The organism is Acinetobacter sp. QJM3NY_42 (assembly GCF_056173745.1).
Genome location: NZ_CM149689.1, coordinates 2,698,317 through 2,720,252, shown reverse-complemented (window position 1 = coordinate 2,720,252; position 21,936 = coordinate 2,698,317). Strand labels below are relative to the sequence as shown.

At 42.8% G+C, this 21,936-nt stretch carries 21 protein-coding genes and 1 pseudogene; 9 read left to right on the top strand and 13 right to left on the bottom strand.

Translation table 11 applies throughout. The features are described 5' to 3' along the window. Positions 1-12: 12 nt before the first annotated feature. Both AC0VYT_RS12975 and serA read right to left on the bottom strand, forming a co-directional pair. Positions 13-918, bottom strand: a complete 906-nt coding sequence (locus AC0VYT_RS12975) for an EamA family transporter (protein ID WP_005018203.1) — start codon at positions 916-918, stop codon at positions 13-15. A 108-nt stretch (positions 919-1,026) separates the two neighbouring features. Further along, on the bottom strand, positions 1,027-2,259 hold the full coding sequence (serA, locus tag AC0VYT_RS12970) for a phosphoglycerate dehydrogenase (RefSeq protein WP_005018205.1): 1,233 nt from the start codon (positions 2,257-2,259) through the stop codon (positions 1,027-1,029). 400 nt (positions 2,260-2,659) lie between these two features. Here serA and AC0VYT_RS12965 point away from each other — a divergent pair, with 400 nt between their 5' ends. The 3 genes from AC0VYT_RS12965 (at position 2,660) to craA (ending at position 6,151) form a co-directional block, all read left to right on the top strand. Beyond that, positions 2,660-4,069, top strand: a complete 1,410-nt coding sequence (locus AC0VYT_RS12965; RefSeq protein WP_005018206.1) for an FAD-binding oxidoreductase — start codon at positions 2,660-2,662, stop codon at positions 4,067-4,069. Positions 4,070-4,147: 78 nt separating this feature from the next. Continuing rightward, positions 4,148-4,513 (top strand): hypothetical protein, encoded by a 366-nt coding sequence (locus AC0VYT_RS12960; RefSeq protein ID WP_005024332.1) that lies wholly within the window; start codon positions 4,148-4,150, stop codon positions 4,511-4,513. A 408-nt stretch (positions 4,514-4,921) separates the two neighbouring features. Further along, on the top strand, positions 4,922-6,151 hold the full coding sequence (gene craA, locus AC0VYT_RS12955) for a chloramphenicol efflux MFS transporter CraA (protein ID WP_101159799.1): 1,230 nt from the start codon (positions 4,922-4,924) through the stop codon (positions 6,149-6,151). A 72-nt stretch (positions 6,152-6,223) separates the two neighbouring features. Here craA and sodC read toward each other — a convergent pair whose 3' ends face one another. From sodC to AC0VYT_RS12940, 3 genes are all read right to left on the bottom strand, one after another. Next, positions 6,224-6,772, bottom strand: a complete 549-nt coding sequence (gene sodC, locus AC0VYT_RS12950; RefSeq protein WP_034669868.1) for a superoxide dismutase family protein — start codon at positions 6,770-6,772, stop codon at positions 6,224-6,226. Between the two features lie 109 nt (positions 6,773-6,881). Next, positions 6,882-8,000: an AI-2E family transporter gene (locus AC0VYT_RS12945; RefSeq protein WP_005024339.1), complete on the bottom strand. Its 1,119-nt coding sequence runs from the start codon at positions 7,998-8,000 to the stop codon at positions 6,882-6,884. A 127-nt stretch (positions 8,001-8,127) separates the two neighbouring features. Continuing rightward, positions 8,128-8,772, bottom strand: coding sequence for a ParA family protein (locus AC0VYT_RS12940; protein WP_034671866.1), 645 nt, complete (start codon positions 8,770-8,772; stop codon positions 8,128-8,130). Positions 8,773-8,895: 123 nt separating this feature from the next. Here AC0VYT_RS12940 and AC0VYT_RS12935 point away from each other — a divergent pair, with 123 nt between their 5' ends. Next, entirely contained in the window at positions 8,896-9,366 is a 471-nt protein-coding gene (locus AC0VYT_RS12935; RefSeq protein ID WP_034671864.1) for a Holliday junction resolvase-like protein, read from the top strand. Positions 9,367-9,509: 143 nt separating this feature from the next. Continuing rightward, positions 9,510-10,070: pseudogene (locus AC0VYT_RS12930) on the top strand (hypothetical protein). A 139-nt stretch (positions 10,071-10,209) separates the two neighbouring features. Here the strand turns inward: AC0VYT_RS12930 and AC0VYT_RS12925 are convergent. Further along, a complete protein-coding gene (locus tag AC0VYT_RS12925) occupies positions 10,210-10,791 on the bottom strand; it encodes a hypothetical protein (RefSeq protein ID WP_034671862.1) in 582 nt (193 codons plus the stop codon). Positions 10,792-10,825: 34 nt separating this feature from the next. Continuing rightward, positions 10,826-11,608, bottom strand: coding sequence for a class I SAM-dependent methyltransferase (locus AC0VYT_RS12920; protein WP_248130348.1), 783 nt, complete (start codon positions 11,606-11,608; stop codon positions 10,826-10,828). Between the two features lie 125 nt (positions 11,609-11,733). On the opposite strand from AC0VYT_RS12920, the gene AC0VYT_RS12915 reads away from it, so the two are divergent. The 3 genes from AC0VYT_RS12915 to AC0VYT_RS12905 all read left to right on the top strand — a co-directional run bounded on the left by AC0VYT_RS12915 (position 11,734) and on the right by AC0VYT_RS12905 (position 14,472). Continuing rightward, on the top strand, positions 11,734-13,002 hold the full coding sequence (locus AC0VYT_RS12915; protein WP_248130352.1) for a hypothetical protein: 1,269 nt from the start codon (positions 11,734-11,736) through the stop codon (positions 13,000-13,002). Positions 13,003-13,203: 201 nt separating this feature from the next. Beyond that, positions 13,204-13,422 carry a hypothetical protein gene (locus AC0VYT_RS12910; protein ID WP_005024353.1) on the top strand — a complete coding sequence of 73 codons (219 nt, stop codon included), beginning with the start codon at positions 13,204-13,206 and terminating at the stop codon, positions 13,420-13,422. A gap of 96 nt (positions 13,423-13,518) precedes the next feature. Then, the gene (locus tag AC0VYT_RS12905; protein ID WP_034669880.1) at positions 13,519-14,472 is read left to right on the top strand and encodes a 2-hydroxyacid dehydrogenase; all 954 of its coding nucleotides are present in this window, start codon (positions 13,519-13,521) and stop codon (positions 14,470-14,472) included. A gap of 149 nt (positions 14,473-14,621) precedes the next feature. Here the strand turns inward: AC0VYT_RS12905 and AC0VYT_RS12900 are convergent, their stop codons facing one another. The 6 genes from AC0VYT_RS12900 to AC0VYT_RS12875 all read right to left on the bottom strand — a co-directional run bounded on the left by AC0VYT_RS12900 (position 14,622) and on the right by AC0VYT_RS12875 (position 20,585). After that, complete coding sequence (locus AC0VYT_RS12900; protein WP_248130349.1) at positions 14,622-15,107, bottom strand: hypothetical protein; 486 nt, start codon at positions 15,105-15,107, stop codon at positions 14,622-14,624. A 219-nt stretch (positions 15,108-15,326) separates the two neighbouring features. After that, positions 15,327-15,716, bottom strand: a complete 390-nt coding sequence (locus AC0VYT_RS12895; protein WP_005018238.1) for a hypothetical protein — start codon at positions 15,714-15,716, stop codon at positions 15,327-15,329. A 71-nt stretch (positions 15,717-15,787) separates the two neighbouring features. Continuing rightward, on the bottom strand, positions 15,788-16,225 hold the full coding sequence (locus AC0VYT_RS12890) for a hypothetical protein (protein ID WP_005018239.1): 438 nt from the start codon (positions 16,223-16,225) through the stop codon (positions 15,788-15,790). Between the two features lie 581 nt (positions 16,226-16,806). Next, positions 16,807-18,876, bottom strand: a complete 2,070-nt coding sequence (gene glyS / locus AC0VYT_RS12885; RefSeq protein WP_005018240.1) for a glycine--tRNA ligase subunit beta — start codon at positions 18,874-18,876, stop codon at positions 16,807-16,809. Continuing rightward, positions 18,876-19,865 carry a glycine--tRNA ligase subunit alpha gene (gene glyQ, locus AC0VYT_RS12880; protein WP_005018241.1) on the bottom strand — a complete coding sequence of 330 codons (990 nt, stop codon included), beginning with the start codon at positions 19,863-19,865 and terminating at the stop codon, positions 18,876-18,878. The genes glyS and glyQ overlap by 1 nt, the downstream gene beginning before the upstream one ends. 261 nt (positions 19,866-20,126) lie before the next feature. Then, complete coding sequence (locus AC0VYT_RS12875; RefSeq protein WP_005018242.1) at positions 20,127-20,585, bottom strand: hypothetical protein; 459 nt, start codon at positions 20,583-20,585, stop codon at positions 20,127-20,129. A 208-nt stretch (positions 20,586-20,793) separates the two neighbouring features. On the opposite strand from AC0VYT_RS12875, the gene AC0VYT_RS12870 reads away from it, so the two are divergent. Continuing rightward, complete coding sequence (locus tag AC0VYT_RS12870) at positions 20,794-21,900, top strand: HPP family protein (RefSeq protein WP_005018243.1); 1,107 nt, start codon at positions 20,794-20,796, stop codon at positions 21,898-21,900. Positions 21,901-21,936 lie beyond the last annotated feature (36 nt).

The window sequence follows — 21,936 nt, the reverse complement described above, 5'->3', positions numbered from 1 at the left end:
GGGAAAAAATACCTAGTTTGAAGAAGCCGAGGACTCTTTAGCTTGGGCGCGCAGGCGCGCGCGTTGAGTTGTTACTGTACAGCCAATTGAAGCAGCAATAATAGTTGCTAATGCGAGCCACTGGCTCCAGAGTAGCTGTTCACCCAGAAATAAAAAACCTGAAAATGCAGCAATCGCAGGTTCCAGACTCATTAAAGTACCAAAGCTAAGTGCAGTCAGATTACGTAGTGCAATCATTTCTAGAGAAAAAGGCAAGGCACTGGCCAGTATGGCAAGGACAATAAAAGAACCTATATGAGGTAATTCAAATGCACTAAGAGTGGCGGGTGTAAACAGTAAAGCGGCTGGAAGCAAACAGCATGTGCCGACCATCATGCCCAGGCAGACCGTATGATTCCCTGAAATACCCGAAGGTTTTTGCCCTGCAATAATATAGACAGCCCAACAGGCGCCGGCCCCTAATGCATAAGCTATACCTAACAGATCAAGTGACTGCTGCGTTTCATCTAAGGGTAGAAGTAATAAAAGGCCTAATACCGCAAGGCCGATCCAGATAAAATCATAGCGCTGACGGGCAAAAAACAGAGCTACACTCAAAGGGCCAATAAACTCAAAAGCGACTGCAATTCCTAATGGTAACCGGGCTATAGATAAATAAAACAGCAAGTTCATGCCAGCTAGTGCCAGTCCATAACTCAAGATGGCTTTCCAGCGGATATTCCTGAGATTAATTTTCCAGATTTGAAACACTGCAGCCAGAATGAGTGCACTAAACATTAAACGCAGTGCTGCCACAGTAATGACCGGAAACTCACTGATCAGTACTTTGGCAAATGATCCGCTACCCTGTACTGAAAGCATCGCCAGTATAAGAAGCAACAGAGCTTGTAAATGCGGTGCCTGTTTTATATTAAGCATGAAAAAAAGACTGGAGTAATCAAAAGGATAATATCAGGTTCACTATAGGACTGGCACAAAGAAAAAGCCACAACCTCACGGTTGTGGCTTTGTCAGTATTTGTACGGATCAGAACAGTACACGAACGCGGATTGTGCCTTCTACTTGATGCAGAGTATCGAGTGCTTCTTGAGATGCAGAAGCATCTACATCCATCACCAGATAACCTACGTCACCTTTAGTCATTAATGACTGGCCCGAGATATTAATATTATGCTCGGCAAACAAAGTATTGATTTTTGAAAGTACGCCAGGCATGTTTTTGTGAATGTGTAGTAGACGGTGTTTGCCTTCGGTCAGCGGTAAGGCAATTTCCGGGAAATTAACTGCAGAAAGTGTCATACCTTTATCAGAATAGGCCACAAATTTTTCAGCTACTTCCAAACCGATATTTGCCTGTGCTTCCATGGTAGAGCCACCAACATGTGGTGTCAGGATCACATTATCAAGACCACGCAGTGGAGAGACGAACTCTTCCCCATTTGCTTTTGGCTCTTTCGGGAATACGTCCACAGCAGCGCCAGCAATATGGCCAGATTTAATAGCATCGGCCAGATCTTCAATCACCACACAGGTGCCGCGTGCTGCATTTAAAAAGATTGAACCCGGCTTCATTTTTGCAAACTGTTCTTTTGTAAAGAAATTACGGGTAGATGGAACATCTGGTACATGTAGAGACACTACATCAGCAGTTGCAAGCAACTCATCTAAAGAGCCTATCTGACGGGCATTACCCATAGGCAGTTTAGTTACTACATCATAATAAATAACTTGCATGCCCAGGCTTTCAGCCAAGACAGACAGCTGTGAACCAATTGAGCCGTAACCCACAATACCTAAAGTTTTGCCACGTGTTTCAAATGAACCGTTGGCAGATTTATTCCAGCCACCACGATGACAGGAAGTAGATTTCTCAGGCACACCACGAAGTAGCAGAATGGTTTCTGCCAGTACCAGCTCTGCTACAGAACGGGTATTTGAATAAGGTGCATTAAATACCGGAATACCACGTTCCATTGCTGCTTTTAGGTCAACCTGGTTGGTACCGATACAAAAACAGCCAACCGCGATAAGCTTGTTGGCTGCTTCGAAAATCTCTTCGGTCAACTGCGTGCGAGAACGTATACCGATGAAGTGGGCATCTCTGATCGCTTCCTTGAGCGCTTCGCCTTCAAGCGCAGTCTTGCGATAGTCAATGTTGGTATAACCTGCAGCATTTAAAGTGTCGATCGCGTTTTGGTGAACGCCTTCTAGCAACAAGAAACGAATTTTATCTTTAGGAAGTGAAAGGTGTTGGCTCATTACCGCTCCGCTACAAAGGCCAAATTTAGTGGCAGTATGATAACATATTGGTCGCCCTATAGACATTTGCTTTATGACTGCCTCAGTGGATATTTTCCTGCTTTGTGGTCGCTAGGCTGGTTTTATAAAACGCCAGCATGCCAAACATAACCTGAAAACCTGCCGTATTTATATATATGGTGTTGTGACAGTATATTTTTAGCATGCTTTATCCCAACCTGACTTAGGGGTAAAATGTAAGCGCTTTTAATACCGGAATGAAAAAATTTCACGGTTTTTTCATCTTGTCCAAAGCAGTGCTTCTATTTCATGATCAGATTGGTTTTCTTTAAATTCTATTGAAAATGAAGCTTCTATAGTGCCGCACTTCTAATCTATTTCTTGCTAGGTCCGCAAAACGATGAATGCTCCAGTTACTTTAGCACCTGAATTATTGAACCAACTTTCTGCAATTGTTGGGGACAACCGTATTAAAACCGATGCTGCCAGTCTGGATGCCTGGGGCAGGGACTATACCAAGCATTTTGAACCTAACCCGTCAGTCATCGTTTTTCCATCCAGTACAGAGCAGATTCAGCAAGTCGTCAAGCTGGCCAACCAGTTTAATATTGCGATTACCCCTTCAGGGGGGCGTACCGGGCTCTCTGCTGGAGCAGTAGCAGCCAATGGTGAAATCGTGGTGAGCCTGGATAAAATGAACCAGGTACTGGAATTTTTTCCGGCAGACCGGATGGTACGGGTACAGGCGGGTATTGTAACCGAGCAGTTGCAGTCTTATGCAGAAGAACAGGGGATGTACTATCCGGTTGATTTTGCTTCTTCAGGTTCATCTCAAATTGGCGGCAATATCGGTACCAATGCAGGCGGTATTAAGGTTATTAAATATGGCATGACTCGTAACTGGGTGTTGGGCCTGACTGTAGTAACTGGTAAAGGTGATATTTTACGCCTGAACAAAGGTATGATTAAAAATGCAACCGGGTATGCCTTGCAACATCTGTTTATTGGTGGAGAAGGTACACTGGGGCTGGTAACTGAAGCTGAAATCAAGCTGGAACGTCAACCACAAGACTTACAGGTCATGGTACTGGGTGTGCCAGATTTTGACGCGATCATGCCTATTCTGCATGCGTTTCAGAGCAAGATCGATCTGACAGCATTTGAGTTCTTTGGTGAACTGGCAATGCAGAAAGTGCTAGCCCATGGTCATGTACAGCGTCCATTTGAAAGCCAGTGCCCATTTTATGTTCTGCTTGAGTTTGAAGCACCTTATGAGCCAATCATGGATAAGGCAATGGAAATCTTTGAACATTGCATGGAGCAGGGCTGGGTACTTGATGGTGTGATGAGTCAGACTCTGGACCAGGCACAAAATCTATGGCGTCTGCGTGAAGATATTTCCGAGTCAATTGCCCCATTTACTCCCTATAAAAATGATATTTCAGTATTGATCACGCATGTACCGGCGTTTATTAAGGAAATTGATGCAATTGTTCAGGCCAATTATCCAGATTTTGAAATCTGCTGGTTTGGGCATATTGGCGATGGCAATCTGCACCTGAATATTTTAAAACCTGAAAATCTGAGTAAAGACGAGTTCTTTGCCAAATGCCAAGTCGTTAACAAATATGTATTTGAGACCGTAAAAAAATATGATGGTTCAATTTCTGCCGAGCATGGGGTTGGAATGACCAAAAAGCCTTATCTCGACTATAGCCGTTCTGCTGAAGAGATTGAATATATGAAGGCCCTTAAAAAAGTATTTGATCCGAATGGTATTATGAATCCGGGCAAACTGTTTGATCTTTAAGACTACATAGCTTTAATAGTGTAAACAAAAAAAGCGTAGCACAATGGCTACGCTTTTTTTGCTGAAGGGGAACATGCAATGTTAAGAGTTTTTATTTTATCTTCGCTGTTACTGGGCGTGATGAGTGGCTGCGCTACAACTAGCAAGCTCATGAACTTTAAGTCTGATACACCTATACAGCAAGTTTTACAGGAGCGTCCCGAGCTGCTCAAAGATCTTGCTACAGTAGAAATACGCCAGTTTTTTAATAATATTGAGCGTCCGACAGCAGCTCAGGTAAAGGTTACTGAAACCGGCTTAAAAGATGATTCGGTCCGTTCAGTTCGCACTATTTATAGTTTCAAACATATTGAAAATAACTGGGAACTGGTAAATACCCAACGCTCATACCAGTGCATGCGTGGTAAAAATACCAAGTCTTTTCAGGCTGCTCAGTGTCCCTGAAAATATATAACTGATGTATAGGGATAATTCGGCTAAAAGTGGATCTGCTCGATATAGCCTTATTTTCTGGAATGGGTGGATCACTGTAAAAAATATAATTATTTTTTTTTCTTAAAAGAAGACTGCTACACATAAATTTTGCGACTGTAAAATTCACAGTATTTAAGATTATTCTCTGTTAGACTATACTGACTTGACCAAGTGGGTGTACTTGGTGAAGTCATAAAATCTCACATCATTATTTTTATCTTGCTAGACACTTTGTGAATACAGTGTTCTAAGTCGCTGCTCTCAAGCGCATTTTCTAAAACTTAATTTTTGAATACTTAGTGCTTGTCATTGGGCTGACGTTTATCTCCCTAAAAATGATACTCAGCCTTACAAGCCGATAAAGATATGTAGATAACAATGCAAAATATTCAAACCACCACATTGAGCCGCGCTACGCTCATGTTCCCATTGGCTTTGGTCCTGTTCGAATTTTCAGTGTATATCGGCAATGATCTGGTCCAGCCGGCAATGCTTGCTATTACTAGAGACTTCGGAGTCAGCAGTAGCTGGGCACCTTCTTCAATGTCATTTTATCTATTGGGTGGCGCCTGTGTTGCATGGCTTTTAGGACCACTTTCAGACCGTCTTGGCCGCAAAAAAGTTCTGCTCTCTGGAGTATTATTCTTTGTAGTGTGCTGCCTGCTGATTTTATTGACGCAACGTATTGAAACTTTTCTGGCCCTGCGTTTTTTACAGGGCATTGGCCTGACGGTAATTACCGCAGTAGGCTATGCTGCCATTCAAGAAACTTTTGAAGAGCGTGATGCGATTAAGGTCATGGCACTCATGGCCAATATCTCCTTGCTGGCACCTTTGCTTGGCCCTATTTTGGGTGCTTTTTTAATTGACCATGTTTCTTGGCACTGGGGTTTTATCGGTATTGCCCTGCTGGGATTTTTAAGCTGGTTTGGTCTGAAAGCTAAAATGCCGGAGTATAAGCAGAGTATTCCTAAACAGCCGATCAGCTATATTCTTTATGATTTCAAAAAGGTTTATCAGGATAAGCATTTTTTAGGCTTAACACTCGCTTTACCGATGGTCAGCATGCCGCTGATGGTATGGATTGCACTCTCTCCAGTCATGCTGGTCGAAGAACTTGGACTCAGCAGTCTGCAATATGGCATGGCACAGTTTCCGGTACTTGGCGGTCTGATCCTGGGCAATATTGTACTGATTAAAGTGATCGACAAGCTGGCGTTAGGAAAAACAGTACTTATAGGTCTGCCTATTATGCTATTCGGTACTTTTATCCTGCTTCTGGGCGTGTTCTGGCCAGCATATTTTTTGTGGAGTCTGATCATTGGAATGACCTTGATCAGCTTTGGAGAGGGACTCAGCTTTTCTGTCCTTTACCGGTTTGCCCTGATGTCATCACAGGTTTCTAAGGGAACAGTTGCAGCCGCAGTATCAATGCTATTGATGTTCAGCTTCTTCATTATTATTGAGCTGGTTCGTATGCTTTACGAGCAGTTTCATTTATTGGGATACAGTCTGGCATGTCTTGTACTGATTGCGCTCTGGTTTACATTTCCACGGATGCTTTTAAATAAAGTAATGCAGCAGCGTCAGCAGCAGGATCTGAATTAAATACCCATTAAGTAGGCAATAAAAAATATGGACATCTGTTGAGATGTCCATATTTTTTATAGGAGCTATATTCTATTTAATTACACCACAGGCAATACGCTCACCACCACCACCAAGCGGTTTAGGATGATCTGAATAGTTATCACCACCTGCATGTACCATCACCGAAAGTCCCTGGATCTGGCTCAGGGTCAGACGCGGTGCTAGCAAGGTCTGGTTAGCTTTCCCGTTGGAATCTACCGTAAGAGCGGGCAGGTCCCCCAGATGACCAGTGGTTGGAGTACCATGACCTGTACCTGTGGGGTTAAAATGTCCGCCAGCAGCTTGGGCGGCAGTCATTTTTCCGTCTTTCATTGCTGGTTCGCATGAGCCACGTTCATGGATATGGAAGCCATGCTGACCTGAAGGCAGACTAGACAGGTTGGTCATGACTATAAGCCCCTGAGGACTGTCATGGAAGGTAACTGTACCGATTTTACTACCCACACCTTCGGGAGAAACAGCATGCACAGTAACGGTCTGCTGTTTGGCTGAATTGTGATGATCCATGGTAGTACAACCTACCGATACCGCCGCAGTCAGTGCACAAAGCGCGCTAACTTTAAATAGGGAGGAAAACATACAGTGCATCCTGATTGTGATTATTGTGCAGTCCAATTCAAGCAAAGCACTGTTCAATACACAATCAGCATTAAGTATGGTCTTGTATAAGTTTATTAACTTTAATCATTTACGGTGATTTCGGCGGCTCTTCATCATTTAAAATTTCATAGGCCAAAGAAGCATCCGGCACAGGTTCGGGTTCAGTGGTTTCATGCAGCCATTCACGCCAGATTGCCAGTATTACGGCTAAGATTACCGGACCAATGAATAGACCAACCAGGCCAAAACTGGCGACTCCACCTAGAACCCCAAACATGATAAGCAGGAAAGGGATTTGAGTCGCACCAGAGATTACCAGTGGCCGAATAACATTATCTGATGTACTGACAATACAGACACCCCATGCAAATACACCAATGGCTTCTACCGTCTGCCCCTGTGAAAATAGCCAGAGAGCAACCGAGCCATAGGCGACCGGTGTACCAAATGGAATTAATGCCAGCAAGAAAGTTGCAATAGTCAGGACCATTGGATTAGGCACCCCGGCCACTACATAACTTAAGCCAGCCAGGATTGCCTGAGCAATTGCAGTTAGACCTACACCATAAACTACGGCACGGGTAGTTTCTGAAATAGTGTCCATATAATGATGGATACGTGGCCCAATCACTTTTTCCATGGCTGTACTGACCTGTCTTAGAATAGTCTGTCCGTCACGGTAAAAAAAGAATAAGGACATGATCGCAAAACAGAGTTTAATAATATTTTTGCTAATTTCATTCAGGACGAAACGGCCATAACCTAAATGACCTTGGATCCAGGCAGCTACATTTTGGGTAATGGACTGCGGGTCAGTATTTAGCTCTTTTAAGGTCCGGGTAACTTCTTTGCCAATGATAGGTAACTCGCGGATAAAATCAGGTACAGAAACATGTCCGGAAAAAATCTGGCGTTGCAGCTCGTAATACAGGTTACGGCCTTCATGCTGCAAAATGAAAATAGCAAAGGTCAGGGGAATACCAATGACCAAAATAATCAGAACAATCATGACAGACGCACTGATACTTGAACGCTGGCCGCACATCCGCTGGATAGACAGATAAAGTGGCCAGGTCATATAGGCGATAATTGCTGCCCAAAGGACCGGTACAATAAAGTATTTGAGCACATGGAAGCCCAAAAATACCAATATAAAAAACAGTCCAAATAACAAAACCCGCTGTAGGGTTGGAGCATATTGTTGCACTGATTTCTCTGATCTTTGATAGCCGATTAATCATATTAACCGAAAATACTCACCGGGGAAATGAATGCCGGGTTTAGGCCCGTGAATAAATTACACGATATAAAAAGAGCGGATAGCAGCTCAAAAATCAGAACCACTCGGTTGGATCTTCAATAATACTATCCAGAACCGGTTGCCACTGAGCTTGTAAAACCAGCAGATTTTTCTGATATTTATCAAATATAGCCAACCCCTGCATGGCCTGTTGGGCATAAGCTGAACGTTCTGCGATCCAGGCTACAGGTTCCTGTCCAACTTTTTGAAAAAAGCTCTGCATATCCTGCTGATTACTTTTTGGTGACTTGATCCGGTTTGCCAGCAGCAGAATTTTTACCTTGCCTTTTTGTATCCGCCTGATCTCTTGGAGATGTTTTAAAAAACGCCGGGTACTGTCAATATCAAAAAAAGAAGGTTGAAGCGGAACAATAATATGCTGGCTTTCACGGATCAGCTGTTCAGCATGTTCTCCACGTAATGCACCGGGCGCATCAATAATTAAATAGTCCAGGTCTGCGGGAGCTTCACCGATCTGTTTTTCTTTTCGCCAGTCTAGAGCAATAATTGGCGTGGCTGTTCCAGGTCGTAGCTTCAACCATTGTAAGGCTGACTTCTGGTGATCTGCATCTGCCAGCCCGACCCGATAACCTTTTTGGGAGAGTGCCGTGGCTAAAGTGATTGCTGCAATGGTTTTTCCACAGCCCCCTTTCTGGTTGGCAATCAATATTGTTTTCATTCACTTTAGTACAATGATCTATCTCTACCCTAGCTTAGCAGCTTTTTATGTGAGAAATGTGACACATGACAAAAGTTGTAGGACTCTATACATTACTATGCACATGAAATATGAGGAATATATATGTCAATCTGGATGGCCATGCTGATTGGTGCCTGCATCGGTGTGGTACTTGCCACTTTCATTTTGTCAAATACACGTAATGGACGGATCAAGGCGGAATATGAACAGTATATTGCCGAGCTAGAACGTGAACACCAGAAGGCACTGACTCATGCACAAAGGCGCAGTGTAAACACTAGCCGTGCAGTCCTTAAGGGCAAAATGGCCGAACAGCTGGCTCCAATCCTGCCTGAGTTCCAGTATTTGCCGAGCGATGCCAAATTTTTAGGGGACCCGGTGGATTATGTAGTATTTGATGGCTATACCGACTTTCGTGATGGCGAAGGCCGAGCAGATGAAATTGAAGTAGTGCTGATTGATATTAAAAGTGGAAATGCACGCTTAACCAAAGGCCAGCAGGCAATTGCTCAGGCAATCCGTGACGGGCGGGTACGTTTTGAGACCGTGCGTATTGATTTTGATGAAGTATAGCGCTTAGACCCGCGTTTAACCAAATAAAGTCAAGACAAAATCAAACCTAAACCATGCTGATTGTTACTAAAATTTGATACTCTTTTCATATTTTCTTCTTCTAATATAGAGTTAAGAAACATGCTAATTACAGGGGGAAATTGATGTCAAAACGCTTAATATGTAGTGTATTACTGGGCTTATGGGTAGGACAGGCCAGTGCATCGACCTCTGCTGAATATAATATTGCTAAAGGATTGGCACCTGCTGTAAAAGATCAGTCTATTGCAGTACTTAAACCTTTCGCTGGTGATTTCCGTATATTAGGTTCAAAAATTTATACTCATGATGAACAAGCCAAATTTTCCCCCATTGATTATGCAGTCAGTTGGGGAATGTTTGCCGAGCCGGAAATTGCCCGGCGTATCAGTGTGAACCAGTATGACCGTTTCCTGAACTGGAAAATAGACAAGCTGCCGGTACCACCGAAACAGGCCATGCAAATGGTATCAAATATGCATATTATTCCAGCCAATCCTAAAATTGCCTAGGAAATTAAGAAAGTGAAACGGGGTGATCTGGTCCGTTTACATGGCGAGTTGGTTGAAGTAAAGGATAAAGATTTGGTCTGGACCTCATCACTTACTCCAACTGATTTGGGAGAAGGGGCTTGTGAATTATTTCGGGTAAACTCGATTCAATGGATCGAGAAAGTCAGAAGTTAAATTTAAAGTTGTTACGAAATTAAATAAAGGAAGTTTAATCCAGATAACCTATACCCGACTTCACAATAATGCAGCCGGGTATATGTTTTCGGGCTTCAGAGGTATAATTACCAAGAATTATATATTTTAGCTCTGCCATTTACTGCTGTTTTGCAGGTTCAGAAAATGGTGGCTGTGATTGTTTGCTGGCAGTTTGCTGCTGGTTTTTCCAGTGCTTCAACTGCTCTTGCGCATGTAAATAATCGCCTAAGCCCTGTACCTGATTGTTATTACCTTTCTGTTCAGGTTGCTGTTCAAGTAATTTGGCCTGGTTATCCCAGTATTCTGCATGTAGCCCCTGAATATAGCGACCCTGCTCAGTTTTTAAGTCCAGTTCACGCAACATATTACGTGCTGACTGAATATGCTCGCGTTTGCGCTGCTGCTCAAATTCTTCAGTGAGCGAGCCTTCCTGACGCATTTTACCAAGTTCTTCCTCCAGTTCATCACTCATGGCTAAAAAACGGCTTTCATAGTCTTCCAGTAGCTGAATATCGTGAGCATCATTCGGAGTAGCCGGAAATTGTTTAACTGGAGGCGTTTCCAGCTGTTTCATAACTTCTGCATCTTCCTGCTGTTGCTGCGAAAGATCACCAGTTTCCGGGTTTTCCTTTTGGCAGCCGCCCAGTAAGAGGCCTGAACAGAACATCAGAGGTAAAGCGAGACGGGCTGTTTTATTCATATGTACTCCCTCATTTTAAACATGATTTTTTCAGTTATTTATAACTGACTTTTTTAAAGCTATAAGCATAAGTTACATATGGAAATTCAATTTCATCCTGAGGTTGTTTGTTAGTATAGTGCCGGACGGTTTCTTCAAACTGCTGTTTCAGGGCCCGCTGTTGAGACTCTGGCATGGCTGCAATAAAGCTGGTCGATAGTAAACGTTTGGATACCACCTGTTCTACCGTACCTTTTTGTACTTGTGATAGAACCTTGACCTTTTCCAGCTGAAACAGAAACTGGTTATCAAAAACTTCTTTCCAGTGACCACTATGATAGCGTGGGGTAGTTCCTTCAAATGGCGCAATCAGCTCAGCCAACGCACGCACCCATTCAATTTCAATATCACGCTGGTTCCAGACCAGTCCCAGATAACCTGCCGGTTTAAGCACCTCATAAATTTCATTCAGACTCTGAATATCAGCAAACCAGTGAAAAGATTGTGCACAAAGTACGGCATCCTGACTCTCATTCCCTAAAGGTAAATGCTGTGCGGTGCCCGGTAATGCGACAACATCCGGATAACGTTTTTCCAGTTCTGCGAGCATGTCTGCAACAGGTTCAACCGCAGTAATATGAGAAGTTAAAGCCTGTAAATATGGTAAAAATTTGCCTGTACCTGCGCCCAGATCGACGACATACGACGATTGACTTAAATTCAGGTCATTCCTTAGCCAATCAATTACCTGTTTAGGATAGCTGGGCCGTACCTCCTGATAAAGTCGGGCAGCCTGACTAAAGCCTTTTTGTGCGGCAGGATGTAGTGAATGTGTCATATTTTGCGCTTTTTAATTTGAGTGACCTCGATAAAATAAGATACTGAGCAAATTGGCTCAGGCAAAGGCCTTATTGTTTTCATTTTTATAGGAGAAGTGTAGGCGCTACGGTGCCTCATAGGCGAATGGACAAGCAGATAGTTTTTGAAGACGACGATATCCGGGTAATTTTTCTAAAAGGACATTCTCGTGAACTGGTTTTTTCCTTTGGTGATTTAATTACCAAAGCTAATGGTATGTCAATTAATGCCGAGAAATCTCTTTCTAGATATGACTACAACGTTATTGGTGTCATGCCCAAGCGGAAATCATGGTTTCCAGCAGCCAGTATGCAGGCCATGCTGGAACAGATACAGCCTATTTTAGCGCAGTTCGACTATGTAGCTGGATATGGCGGCTCAATGGGTGGTTATGCTGCGATAAAATATTCTCGCTTGCTTGGCATGAACCGGGTCATTGCTTTTGTTCCGCAATACTCCATTAATCCAGATGAAGTCAATGACCGCCGTTATAGCGAGTTCTTTGATGCTGAACTGAATGCCAATATGCGGATTGAACGCTCTGATATTGCGCCAGATAGTGAGTATATTCTGGTTTATGACCCGTATTTTGAAGCTGATCATGAACATTATTCAAAAATTCAGCCCCTAATTCCGAAACTGCATACTATTCATCTACCGTTTACCGGCCATGATGCCTTGGCTGTACTGGCCAGCTCGACCCTACTAAATGACTTTATTTCACATGAATGGGACCAGCAATATTTTTATAAACAGGTACGTGAGGTTAAAAAGAACAGTAAATTCTATTACCGTAATGTTATTGCCAGGTTCCTGCCAAAACACAGCGCCAAACTTGGAAAAATCCTGAAAAATGGTGAATTCCAGCTCGACGGGCAATATCTGGATGCTCAATTAAAGCAGCTGATTACCCGAACCTTGCTGACCAACAAGCAGGTAAATGAGCAGGATCTGTTGAAGCTGGGTATTAAAGTCAACATGCCCCATGATCAGGAGCAGCGCAGCCTGTTGCAGGACTGCCATCAGGCCTATCTGGTATTTAATTTAATTACACAGAAGCTGGAAAGCTATAGTCAGGATGCAATTAGTCTCAATAACAAGTATCTGATCTCTCTACAGGCGAAAGAAACTGGTCTGCTCAGTGTTGATCTGAATAATGAGCGCTATATGGTGGTAATGAATGACCGCCGTATTATGCGGCTGGTAAAAGAGCAAGATGCACTTTCTCCAGACATGAGTCCGATTGTTCTAAAAAAATATCCGGATTTTTATGTACTCAGTTATAAAAACCTGAACCTGAGCTGTGATGAATATGGCAATTGCCATTTTTCTGTAGAACACGTTCAAAATACAGAGAAATTTGTGGTGATCTAAAGGCCAGCTTAATCTGTTAGCCGGGCTAAGCCTTCATGGTTTAGCCCGGCTTTTTTAGGTCTGTAAATAGCTGGAATTTAAATATGAAAGTTACCTGATCTTACAAACTTGCTTTATTCTGTATGTGGGCTATAGTCGGGATTCAGTAATAGGTTTTTTGTAAATACCTAAATTTAAAGAAAAAAGATAAGGAGTGTAGATGTGAATGTTTATCCATCTTTGCTGTTTAGCTTAATATTTTTATTCCCTGGCTTCGCTCATGCGGGTGCAGTACATACACCGCATCTGGTTTTTGGTCTGGGAGTCATGGTAGTGCTGACTTTCGCGCTGTATGTCTTAAAAGAGGCCTGGCAATTTTATAAAAGCCATCAGCACAAACCAGTGATTAAAAAACGCAAATTGCTGTCACCTGAAATTTAACACTAAAACTGTAGGCTAAGGATCATCTCTTGCACTGCTCTGGAATAAACATGGACGAGCTGTTTAAATGGAGTAGAGTCGCAGGAGATGAATCCAATGAAAGCCGTATTTCTAGACTTTAATTCACTGAACCAAAATGATCTGGAGATCAGTCGTCTTCAACAGCAGTTTGACCAGCTGATTTTACATGCAGTTACTGCACCAGATGAAATTCTGGAGCGTGTACAGAATGCCGATGTCATTATTACCAATAAAGTCAGAGTAAATGCCGAACTGATTCGTCAGCTTCCCAAGTTAAAACTGATTCTGATTTCTGCTACCGGCACCAATAATGTAGATCTGAGTGCGGCCCGTGAGCATAACATCGTGGTCTGTAACTGTCAGGGCTATGGCACACCGGCTGTTGCTCAGCATACCTTATTGCTTATGCTGAGTCTGGCAACCTCCTTTTTAAAATATGACCGTGCGGTACGGACCGGTGCATGGAACAAGGCCGAGCAGTTCTGTTTGCTCGACTTCCCGATTGTTGAACTGGCTGGAAAGACTTTAGGAATTGTAGGGTATGGCGAACTTGGACAGGCTGTAGCCCGGCTGGCAGAGGCATTTGGCATGCAGGTCAAGATTGCCTCTTTACCGTGTCGTCCGGGGGGAACTGATCGGATTCCATTAAAGGAGCTGCTGCCGCAAGTTGATTTTCTGAGTCTGCATTGTCCTTTGACCGAACAGACCCAAAACCTGATTGGAGCAGCAGAGCTGCAACAGATGAAACCTACCGCCTTTCTCATTAACTGTGCACGTGGTGGACTGGTGAATGAGACAGCATTGGTCCAAGCCTTAAAAAATGGTGAAATCGCCGGAGCTGCCAGCGATGTACTCACCGTTGAGCCACCTAAACAGGGCAATATTTTACTGAATGAGGATATTCCAAATCTGATTATTACACCGCATTCTGCTTGGGGAAGTGTTCAGGCGCGACAGCGTATGCTAGAGCAGCTTGCTGAAAATACTGAAGCCTTTAAACGAGGCCAGCCTATCCGGCAGGTCAATTAGTAAAGAGTTTTAACCAGCCAGCTCATTCCAAAGTATGGGCGCTGCATACTGCTAATTTCTTTTAATATTTTTGCTCAAATATTGTGTAAGCCTGTTAAGCATTTAAAGAAAAGTGTTAGCTCAATATATTTATTTAACTCCATGTAAGTTTAAAGTTCTGTGATTGCATAGCTGGTAGCGCCTGAATGGGGTTGTGAGGGCGCTGTAGTTTGGGTAGCTGTCGATGATTGGCTTAGAGGTTGCTGAATAATAGGCGCCGGTTGTTGCGGTGTGCCACCCCATGCTTCTCGGGAGCTCTGGATTCTCTGGTTAGCTTGTTGAGCTGCCTGCTGTGTTCCCTGATCCACCTTTTGAATAGTATCTGAGGCAACAGATTTGGTGTTGTTCCAGGCGCGGTCGACATCTGGTTTAATTCTGGCGATGCCTTTTTCAGTCACCTTTCCCACTTTCTCCGCAGTATTGATTACGCCTTCTTGTGCTTTATAGGCAAATACATGCAGCAGATTTGGGTTCTCACCATAAGGTGTGACCGGTTTAGTAATCTGTGAAGAGGTCTGAGTAGAATTCGCCTGGGCGAGGAGTGGTACAGCGCCCATAAGAGCGATGAGCAAAAGTATTGGAGTTTTAATATTCATTAAGAATCGACCTCGAATTTGTTAAAGAGCGGTCTGAATGTTTTAGTGTAGCGGATGATGTTTTAAAAACAATGAATATCCTGTGAAGAATCGCTAAAGAAGAATATTGCAGTATCTTATAATTATTTTAATTTAAAAAAGATATAGAGGGTTATACAGCGATTTATGCAGCAACGTCATAGAGGACGCCCTATCTTTTATAAAAACAGGGCGAGTTTGCTAGTTACATTGATCTAGCGCTTCTTTGGCAAAATGATCGCGCAGGGTAACAAAGTTCTTTTGAACATTCGCATCATGCAGGTTAAATTTTTCTGCTTTGCTGGTGCCATCACGCTGGAATGTGGCCGAACCGGCATTCATTAATCCCATACCTTTAAATGACCACTGCTCCACAACACGGTTTTCACCAATATCACCTGTAAATTCAATCACACATTTATCAAGGAATTTGGTCAGTTTTGCCTTATTGTTGGTAGTTGCAGGAACAACTTCAAGATTTTGTACTTCCTGTAAGACGCCAAGATCAAGCTGAGGAATTTTTGGGGCTGAGCTACAGGCTGTAACTGCGATACTCGCAAGACCCGTCAAAATAAGAGTTTTAAATTTCATATGATTCTTTCTTGTTGAGTGTTGTTAGTTTGAGTATATGAAATATATAGTGAAATGCCTATAGTCATACATTATCTATTCCAGTCTTGAGGACGAATACGGCCTGTTTGATAGTAAATAGAAACAAGTTCTATAAAATTTCTAAAATCAGAATTTTCATTTAATATTCGATTAATGGATTGCCAATCAACCTCTGGTCTACGACGAGCAGGTAATAAAATTTCACTTTCACTTGGATTTTCAGGAATTAGAAGTATTACCCCGATACCGTGGAGGGCAGAAAGCATCCGAAGCTCTTCTTCAACCTCACTCGTAGATATTGATGTTGCGACTAAATATCCTTCATTAGCCCAACTTGAATTACTCACAGCCTGAAAAAAACTACTACGAATATTACTGCTATTTAGTTCCTTCTTGACTTCAAAAGACCATAGACGAACATTTTGACCAGAGCTATGTTTTACACAGGTTCTAATTAATTCATTCCAACGGTTATCTAATACTTGCATAGCAACAACGTCAGGATGTAGCCATTGATTTCCATTCTGACCACGGGAATTTTTTGAACGTTTCTCATCAATTCTAAGGCAGTTTAGATTAAATTCAGAATTTAAAAACTCAATAAGAATTGGATAAAGATCATGTTCAGATAAATGATCTAATTTAATAATAGGTAAGTGAACTTCAGCATCAATATTTTCAGAATTAAAAATAGTATTAATTTCCCGTGTTAATTCATATGTTGAATTAGGATCAAACCAGAATTGTCTTGGACGAGGTTGATCACGTATATGAATATGCGGCGATACCTTTAAAATACTAGTTTTTGCATTACTACTAATTTCACGAACAATTTGTTGTACAAAATCTGAATTTGATTCAAATCGATGGTTTAATCTTTTTTGTTCTAGTCTTCAGGAAAAAGCTGAATAATAGCCTCAGCTATTTCACGTGATGTAAATTTTTGATTTGGGTAAGATTTTAAAAATTCTACAACTTTTTGCGATTGTGATAATTTCATTATATTTAAAAAAATAAAAACCCCACTAACTTATAGCGGGGTTCTATAGACTTTTCAACTAATTAAAGCTTAGTGCTGCAACACCGAAATATCAGCTACTTTGGTAAACAAATCACGAAGCTGTGCAAGCATACGTAAACGGTTTGCTTTCAGCTCAGCATCATCTGCCATCACCATAACACCGTCAAAGAACGCGTCCACTGGCACACGAAGAGCAGCAAGTGCAGACAACGCAGCAGTGTAGTCTTTGGCAGCAAATAATGGCTCAACCACAGGCGTAATTTTCGCAAGTTCAGCAAATAATGCTTTTTCAGCATCTTCAACCAAGTTTGCTTCAACCACTGAACCTTCAGGTGCAGCTTCTTTCGCCAGAATATTTGCAACACGCTTGTTTGCAGCAGCCAATGCAGCAGCTTCAGGCAAATTGCGGAAATGGTTAACGGCATTAACCCGCTTGTCAAAGTCAAGCGGAGAAGCAGGTGACATCGCCTGGACTGCCTGAATGACATCTACCTGAACACCTTGGTCTTCATATTTGGCCCGGTAACGGCCTTCAAGGAAGGCAACTGCAACACTACGGGTTTTATTCGGATCAGTAATCAGCGCGCCATAGGCATGCAGGGCAGAGTTCACCAGTGCTTCAATCGTTACATTGAGATTATTTTCAATAATCAGGCGCAAGATACCAATTGCCGAACGGCGAAGTGCAAACGGGTCCTTTGAACCTGTAGGAGCCTGCCCAATTCCAAAAATACCTACCAGCGTATCCAGACGGTCGGCCAGTGCAATCGTAGTGCCTGTTTTGGTTTTTGGTAAAACATCACCTGCAAATTTTGGCAGATACTGCTCGCCAAGCGCTTCAGCGACTTCATCATTTTCACCCTCAAGTCGGGCATAGTATGTCCCTGCAATTCCTTGAAGCTCAGGGAATTCACCTACCAGCTCGGAAGTCAGGTCGCATTTAGACAGCATGGCGGCTCTTTCAGCATCGGCAACCTGTGCACCTGTAAACTTGGTCAGTTCCACAGCCAGCATTGCGATACGTACAGTCTTGTCCCATAAGGTGCCAAGCTGTGCCTGAAATACCATGTTAGCCAGTTTTTCTGAACGTGAAGCCAGCGGCTGTTTCTGATCCTGCAAAAAGAAGAACTCGGCATCTGACAGACGTGGGCGAACAACTTTTTCATTACCTTCAATAATCTGCTTCGGGGCTTTTGACTCAATATTCGATACGGTAATAAAATAAGGCTGAAGCTTGTGGTCGCTGTTGACCAGACAGAAGTATTTCTGGTTATCCTGCATGGTCGTGATTAGTGCTTCTTGTGGAACGGCAAGAAAACGCTCTTCAAAGCTGGCACGCAGAGCCACCGGCCATTCTACCAGTGAAGTTACTTCATCACGCAAGTCAGCCGGTACAATGGCAATTGCATTAACTTCATCAGCGAGAGCTTTTACCTGCTGGTCAATAATGGCTTGACGTTCTTCAAATGAAGCTACGACTTTAGCTGCACGCAGTGCATCTAGGTAGGCATCAGCATTTGCAAGTGTAATTGCGTCTGGTGCATGGAATCGGTGACCATAAGTTACATTAGCGGCTGTATGGTCTTGAATAGTAGCCTCAATGACCTGATCATCTTTTAGTAATACTACCCATTTCACTGGCCGTACAAATTCAGTACGGCTGGCTGCTGAGCGCATACGTTTTGCCACAGGCAGATGATCTAAAGCAGTTTGCAGGATTTGTGGCAGTAATACATCCAGACTCTGACCTTTTACATCTTTTAAGTAGCAGACCTTTTCAACTTTACCTGCCTGGAATGTTGATACTTGATCAATACTGATACCCTGACCACGCATAAAGCCTTCTAAAGCTTTGGTTGGTTTACCTTCAGCATCATAAGCCGCTTGAACCGCAGGACCATCAAAACGCTTCTGTGTATCTGCTTGCGCACCATCGACATTCACAATTTTAAGGGCTAAACGACGTGGGGCAGCATAAGCTTCGATTGAATCAAAGGCCAGACCAGCATCTTTTAAACCTTTCACTGTTTCTGCCTGTAAGGCATCTCGTAGTGTTTTCAGGCTTTTGGGAGGAAGTTCTTCACAGCCAAGTTCAAATAAAACTGTATGTTTAGACATTATTTGTTCTCCGCTGATTTTTCTGCCTGAGCAGCATCATTTTCCGCTTGAGCTTTAAGCTGGGCCAAGACTTCATCACGCAGATGAGGTTCGGCCATCGGGAAGCCTAGTTTGGCACGGGCCTGTACATAACTCTGTGCAATGGCACGGGCCAGTGTACGTACACGCAAAATATAGCGCTGACGTTCAGTCACAGAAATCGCACCACGTGCATCAAGCAGGTTAAAGCTATGTGAAGCTTTGATCACCTGTTCGTATGCCGGCAGTGGAAGTTCTGCTTCCATTAAACGGCTGGCTTCAGTTTCATAAAAATCAAATAGTTCAAATAGTTTTTCAACTGGCGCATATTCGAAGTTATAAGTGGACTGTTCTACTTCATTCTGGTGAAACACATCGCCGTAAGTGACCGTACCAAACTGGCCTTTGGTCCAGACCAGATCATAAACCGAGTCTACACCTTGCAGGTACATGGCCAGACGCTCAAGACCATAAGTAATTTCACCTGTAACCGGATAGCACTCTACGCCACCAACCTGCTGGAAATAGGTAAACTGTGTTACTTCCATACCGTTCAGCCAGACTTCCCAGCCCAAGCCCCAAGCGCCCAGTGTTGGAGATTCCCAGTTGTCTTCTACAAAACGGATATCATGGGTTAGCGTATCAATACCAATAGCCTTTAATGAATCCAGATAAAGCTGCTGGATATTATCCGGATTAGGCTTTAGCACTACCTGGAATTGGTAATAATGCTGTAAACGGTTTGGATTCTCACCGTAACGTCCATCTTTAGGACGGCGTGATGGCTGGACATAAGCTGCATTCCAGGTTTCAGGGCCTAATGCCCGCAGAAAAGTCGCAGTGTGGAAAGTACCTGCACCCATTTCCATGTCGTAAGGTTGTAATACGACGCAGCCTTGCTCGGCCCAGTAATTTTGTAAGGCAAGAATTAAGCCTTGAAATGTATCAATATGTGATATGGCGCGACTCATGTAGCATCCACTAGAATATGAGAAAAAATTGTCCCTAAGTATAGGGAATTTGCAGGGGAGTGGCAAAGAATTCTATTTAAGAGTGCGAATCATGAGTTAAAGCAGAATTTTCAAGCCAGACCAGGCTTATTATTAAAATCAGTTCAGCTTTTTTATACAGATAAAATTCCACCAAACAGGTATTTAAACCTGGATTCTAGAAAATAAACCAGCATAAAACCTGATTCAGCTATAGCGAAATTCCTGTCCTTCAACTATTCATCAGTAGGTTTTTAACTTGTTAAAATGTGCAATTGCTGGGGCAGGTTGTGAATCAAAATATTTAAGCAGCAACCAGTAAAAGAATCCGGTCAATAAAGCCATCATATAATAGCCACCACTCAAATAAAGTTCCCAGCCCATTGAAATATTATGATTGAGTATGAGCTGCAACAAAGTCAGCATAATTAACCATACACTTATAGAGCCGACTAAAATAATTCCCAGATTTAGATGAAATTTGAGCTGTATAAGCTGAGATAAGCCGTAAGCAAACGGTAATGCTAAAATACAGTAAACTGCATAAATCATAACAGCTACAAACAGAATACTGACTACAGAGGATAACTGGCCTGCACCATTGGCGGCTGCCGAGAAAATTAAAATCACCAGCAGGCTTGGTATCGGTGCCAGAAGCAAAGAGCGTATTAAAGCTGTATTGCTATAGATTTTATTGTTCATATCATCCAGTCTTGATTAATCCCTGATCAATTATGAGTAAATAACAGAGCCAAGTAAGTATAAAGCCGAGAAAAGTTAAGTAACGCTAAGAAGCGTTGTGACTGCTTTACAAAAAAACCAATATTGTAAAGATATAAAATCAATGCACCTTAATAAGGCTTAGGCGTATACTCGCCGTGTTTTTTATCTAACAAGAACAGGTTGTGCAGTGAGTAATTCACAGTTTTGGCTAGACACCCTTAAACCTAATTTTAAAACGCTGCCTTTAAAAGAGCGCTTACTCTGTGGTTGTGGCGCTCTGCTGGGACTGGCGATTTCATCAATTATTAGCTGGTATACACTGGGCGGAATCAATGCTTGGTATATTGCACCCATGGGTGCTTCCTCGGTTTTATTATTTGCAGTGCCGGCCAGTCCACTGGCGCAGCCCTGGAACATGGTGGTGGGCAATACCATTGCCGGATTAATTGGTGTCAGTTGTGCTTTATGGATTCCTGATCTTACTTCTGCGTTTAGCTTGGCCGTTGGTCTGTCTATTTTCTTGATGATGACTACAGATTCATTACATCCGCCTAGCGGAGCTGTAGCAATTACGGCAGTTTTGGGTGGCGAGGGTGTACATCATCTGGGTTATCAATTTTTATTTTATCCCGTATTACTAAATTCGGTTTTATTGCTGGGTTTTGCTATTTTTTTTAATCGTCTGCTAGGGCGGCATTATCCTTATCCACGGCAGGTAAATGAGCGTTCCAAAGACCCGACGCCTACCCAGAAGGTGACCATTCAGCCACAGGATATCCAGCAGGCACTTGAGCATCAGACCGAGCTTCTTGATATCAGTCAGTATGACTTGGAAAAAATTATTCTAGAAGCCCAAGAACGGGCAAATGAACGTATAGTTTTACACTATCACTGTCGTGATATTATGAGCCGTGACGTCATTGTGCTGCATGAAAACGATGATATTCATAAAGCCTTAGACAAGTTCAAGCAGGTCAATTTAATGAGTCTGCCCGTAGTGAATGCCTCAGAGCATTTGGTGGGTACACTTGCGTTATATGATGTGGTCGAGTGGTTTAAGCGCGGTGCAGATTACCGGGCATCATGGGAGTATCTGGTAAAACAGATTATGAACCGTAAGGTGGTGACAGTTCACCCTGAACAGCCAATTCAAGATTTGGCGCCCTATTTTGTAGAAAAATCTTTTAACTATATACCTGTAGTTGAAGCAGAACAGCTAATTGGAATCATTAGCCGGGCAGATATGATTGCAGCCATGCAGCAAGAAATTCTGCATTTGCGCCAGAAACCATAATTTATAGATAGATAAAAAGGCTACGGCTGTCTAGGG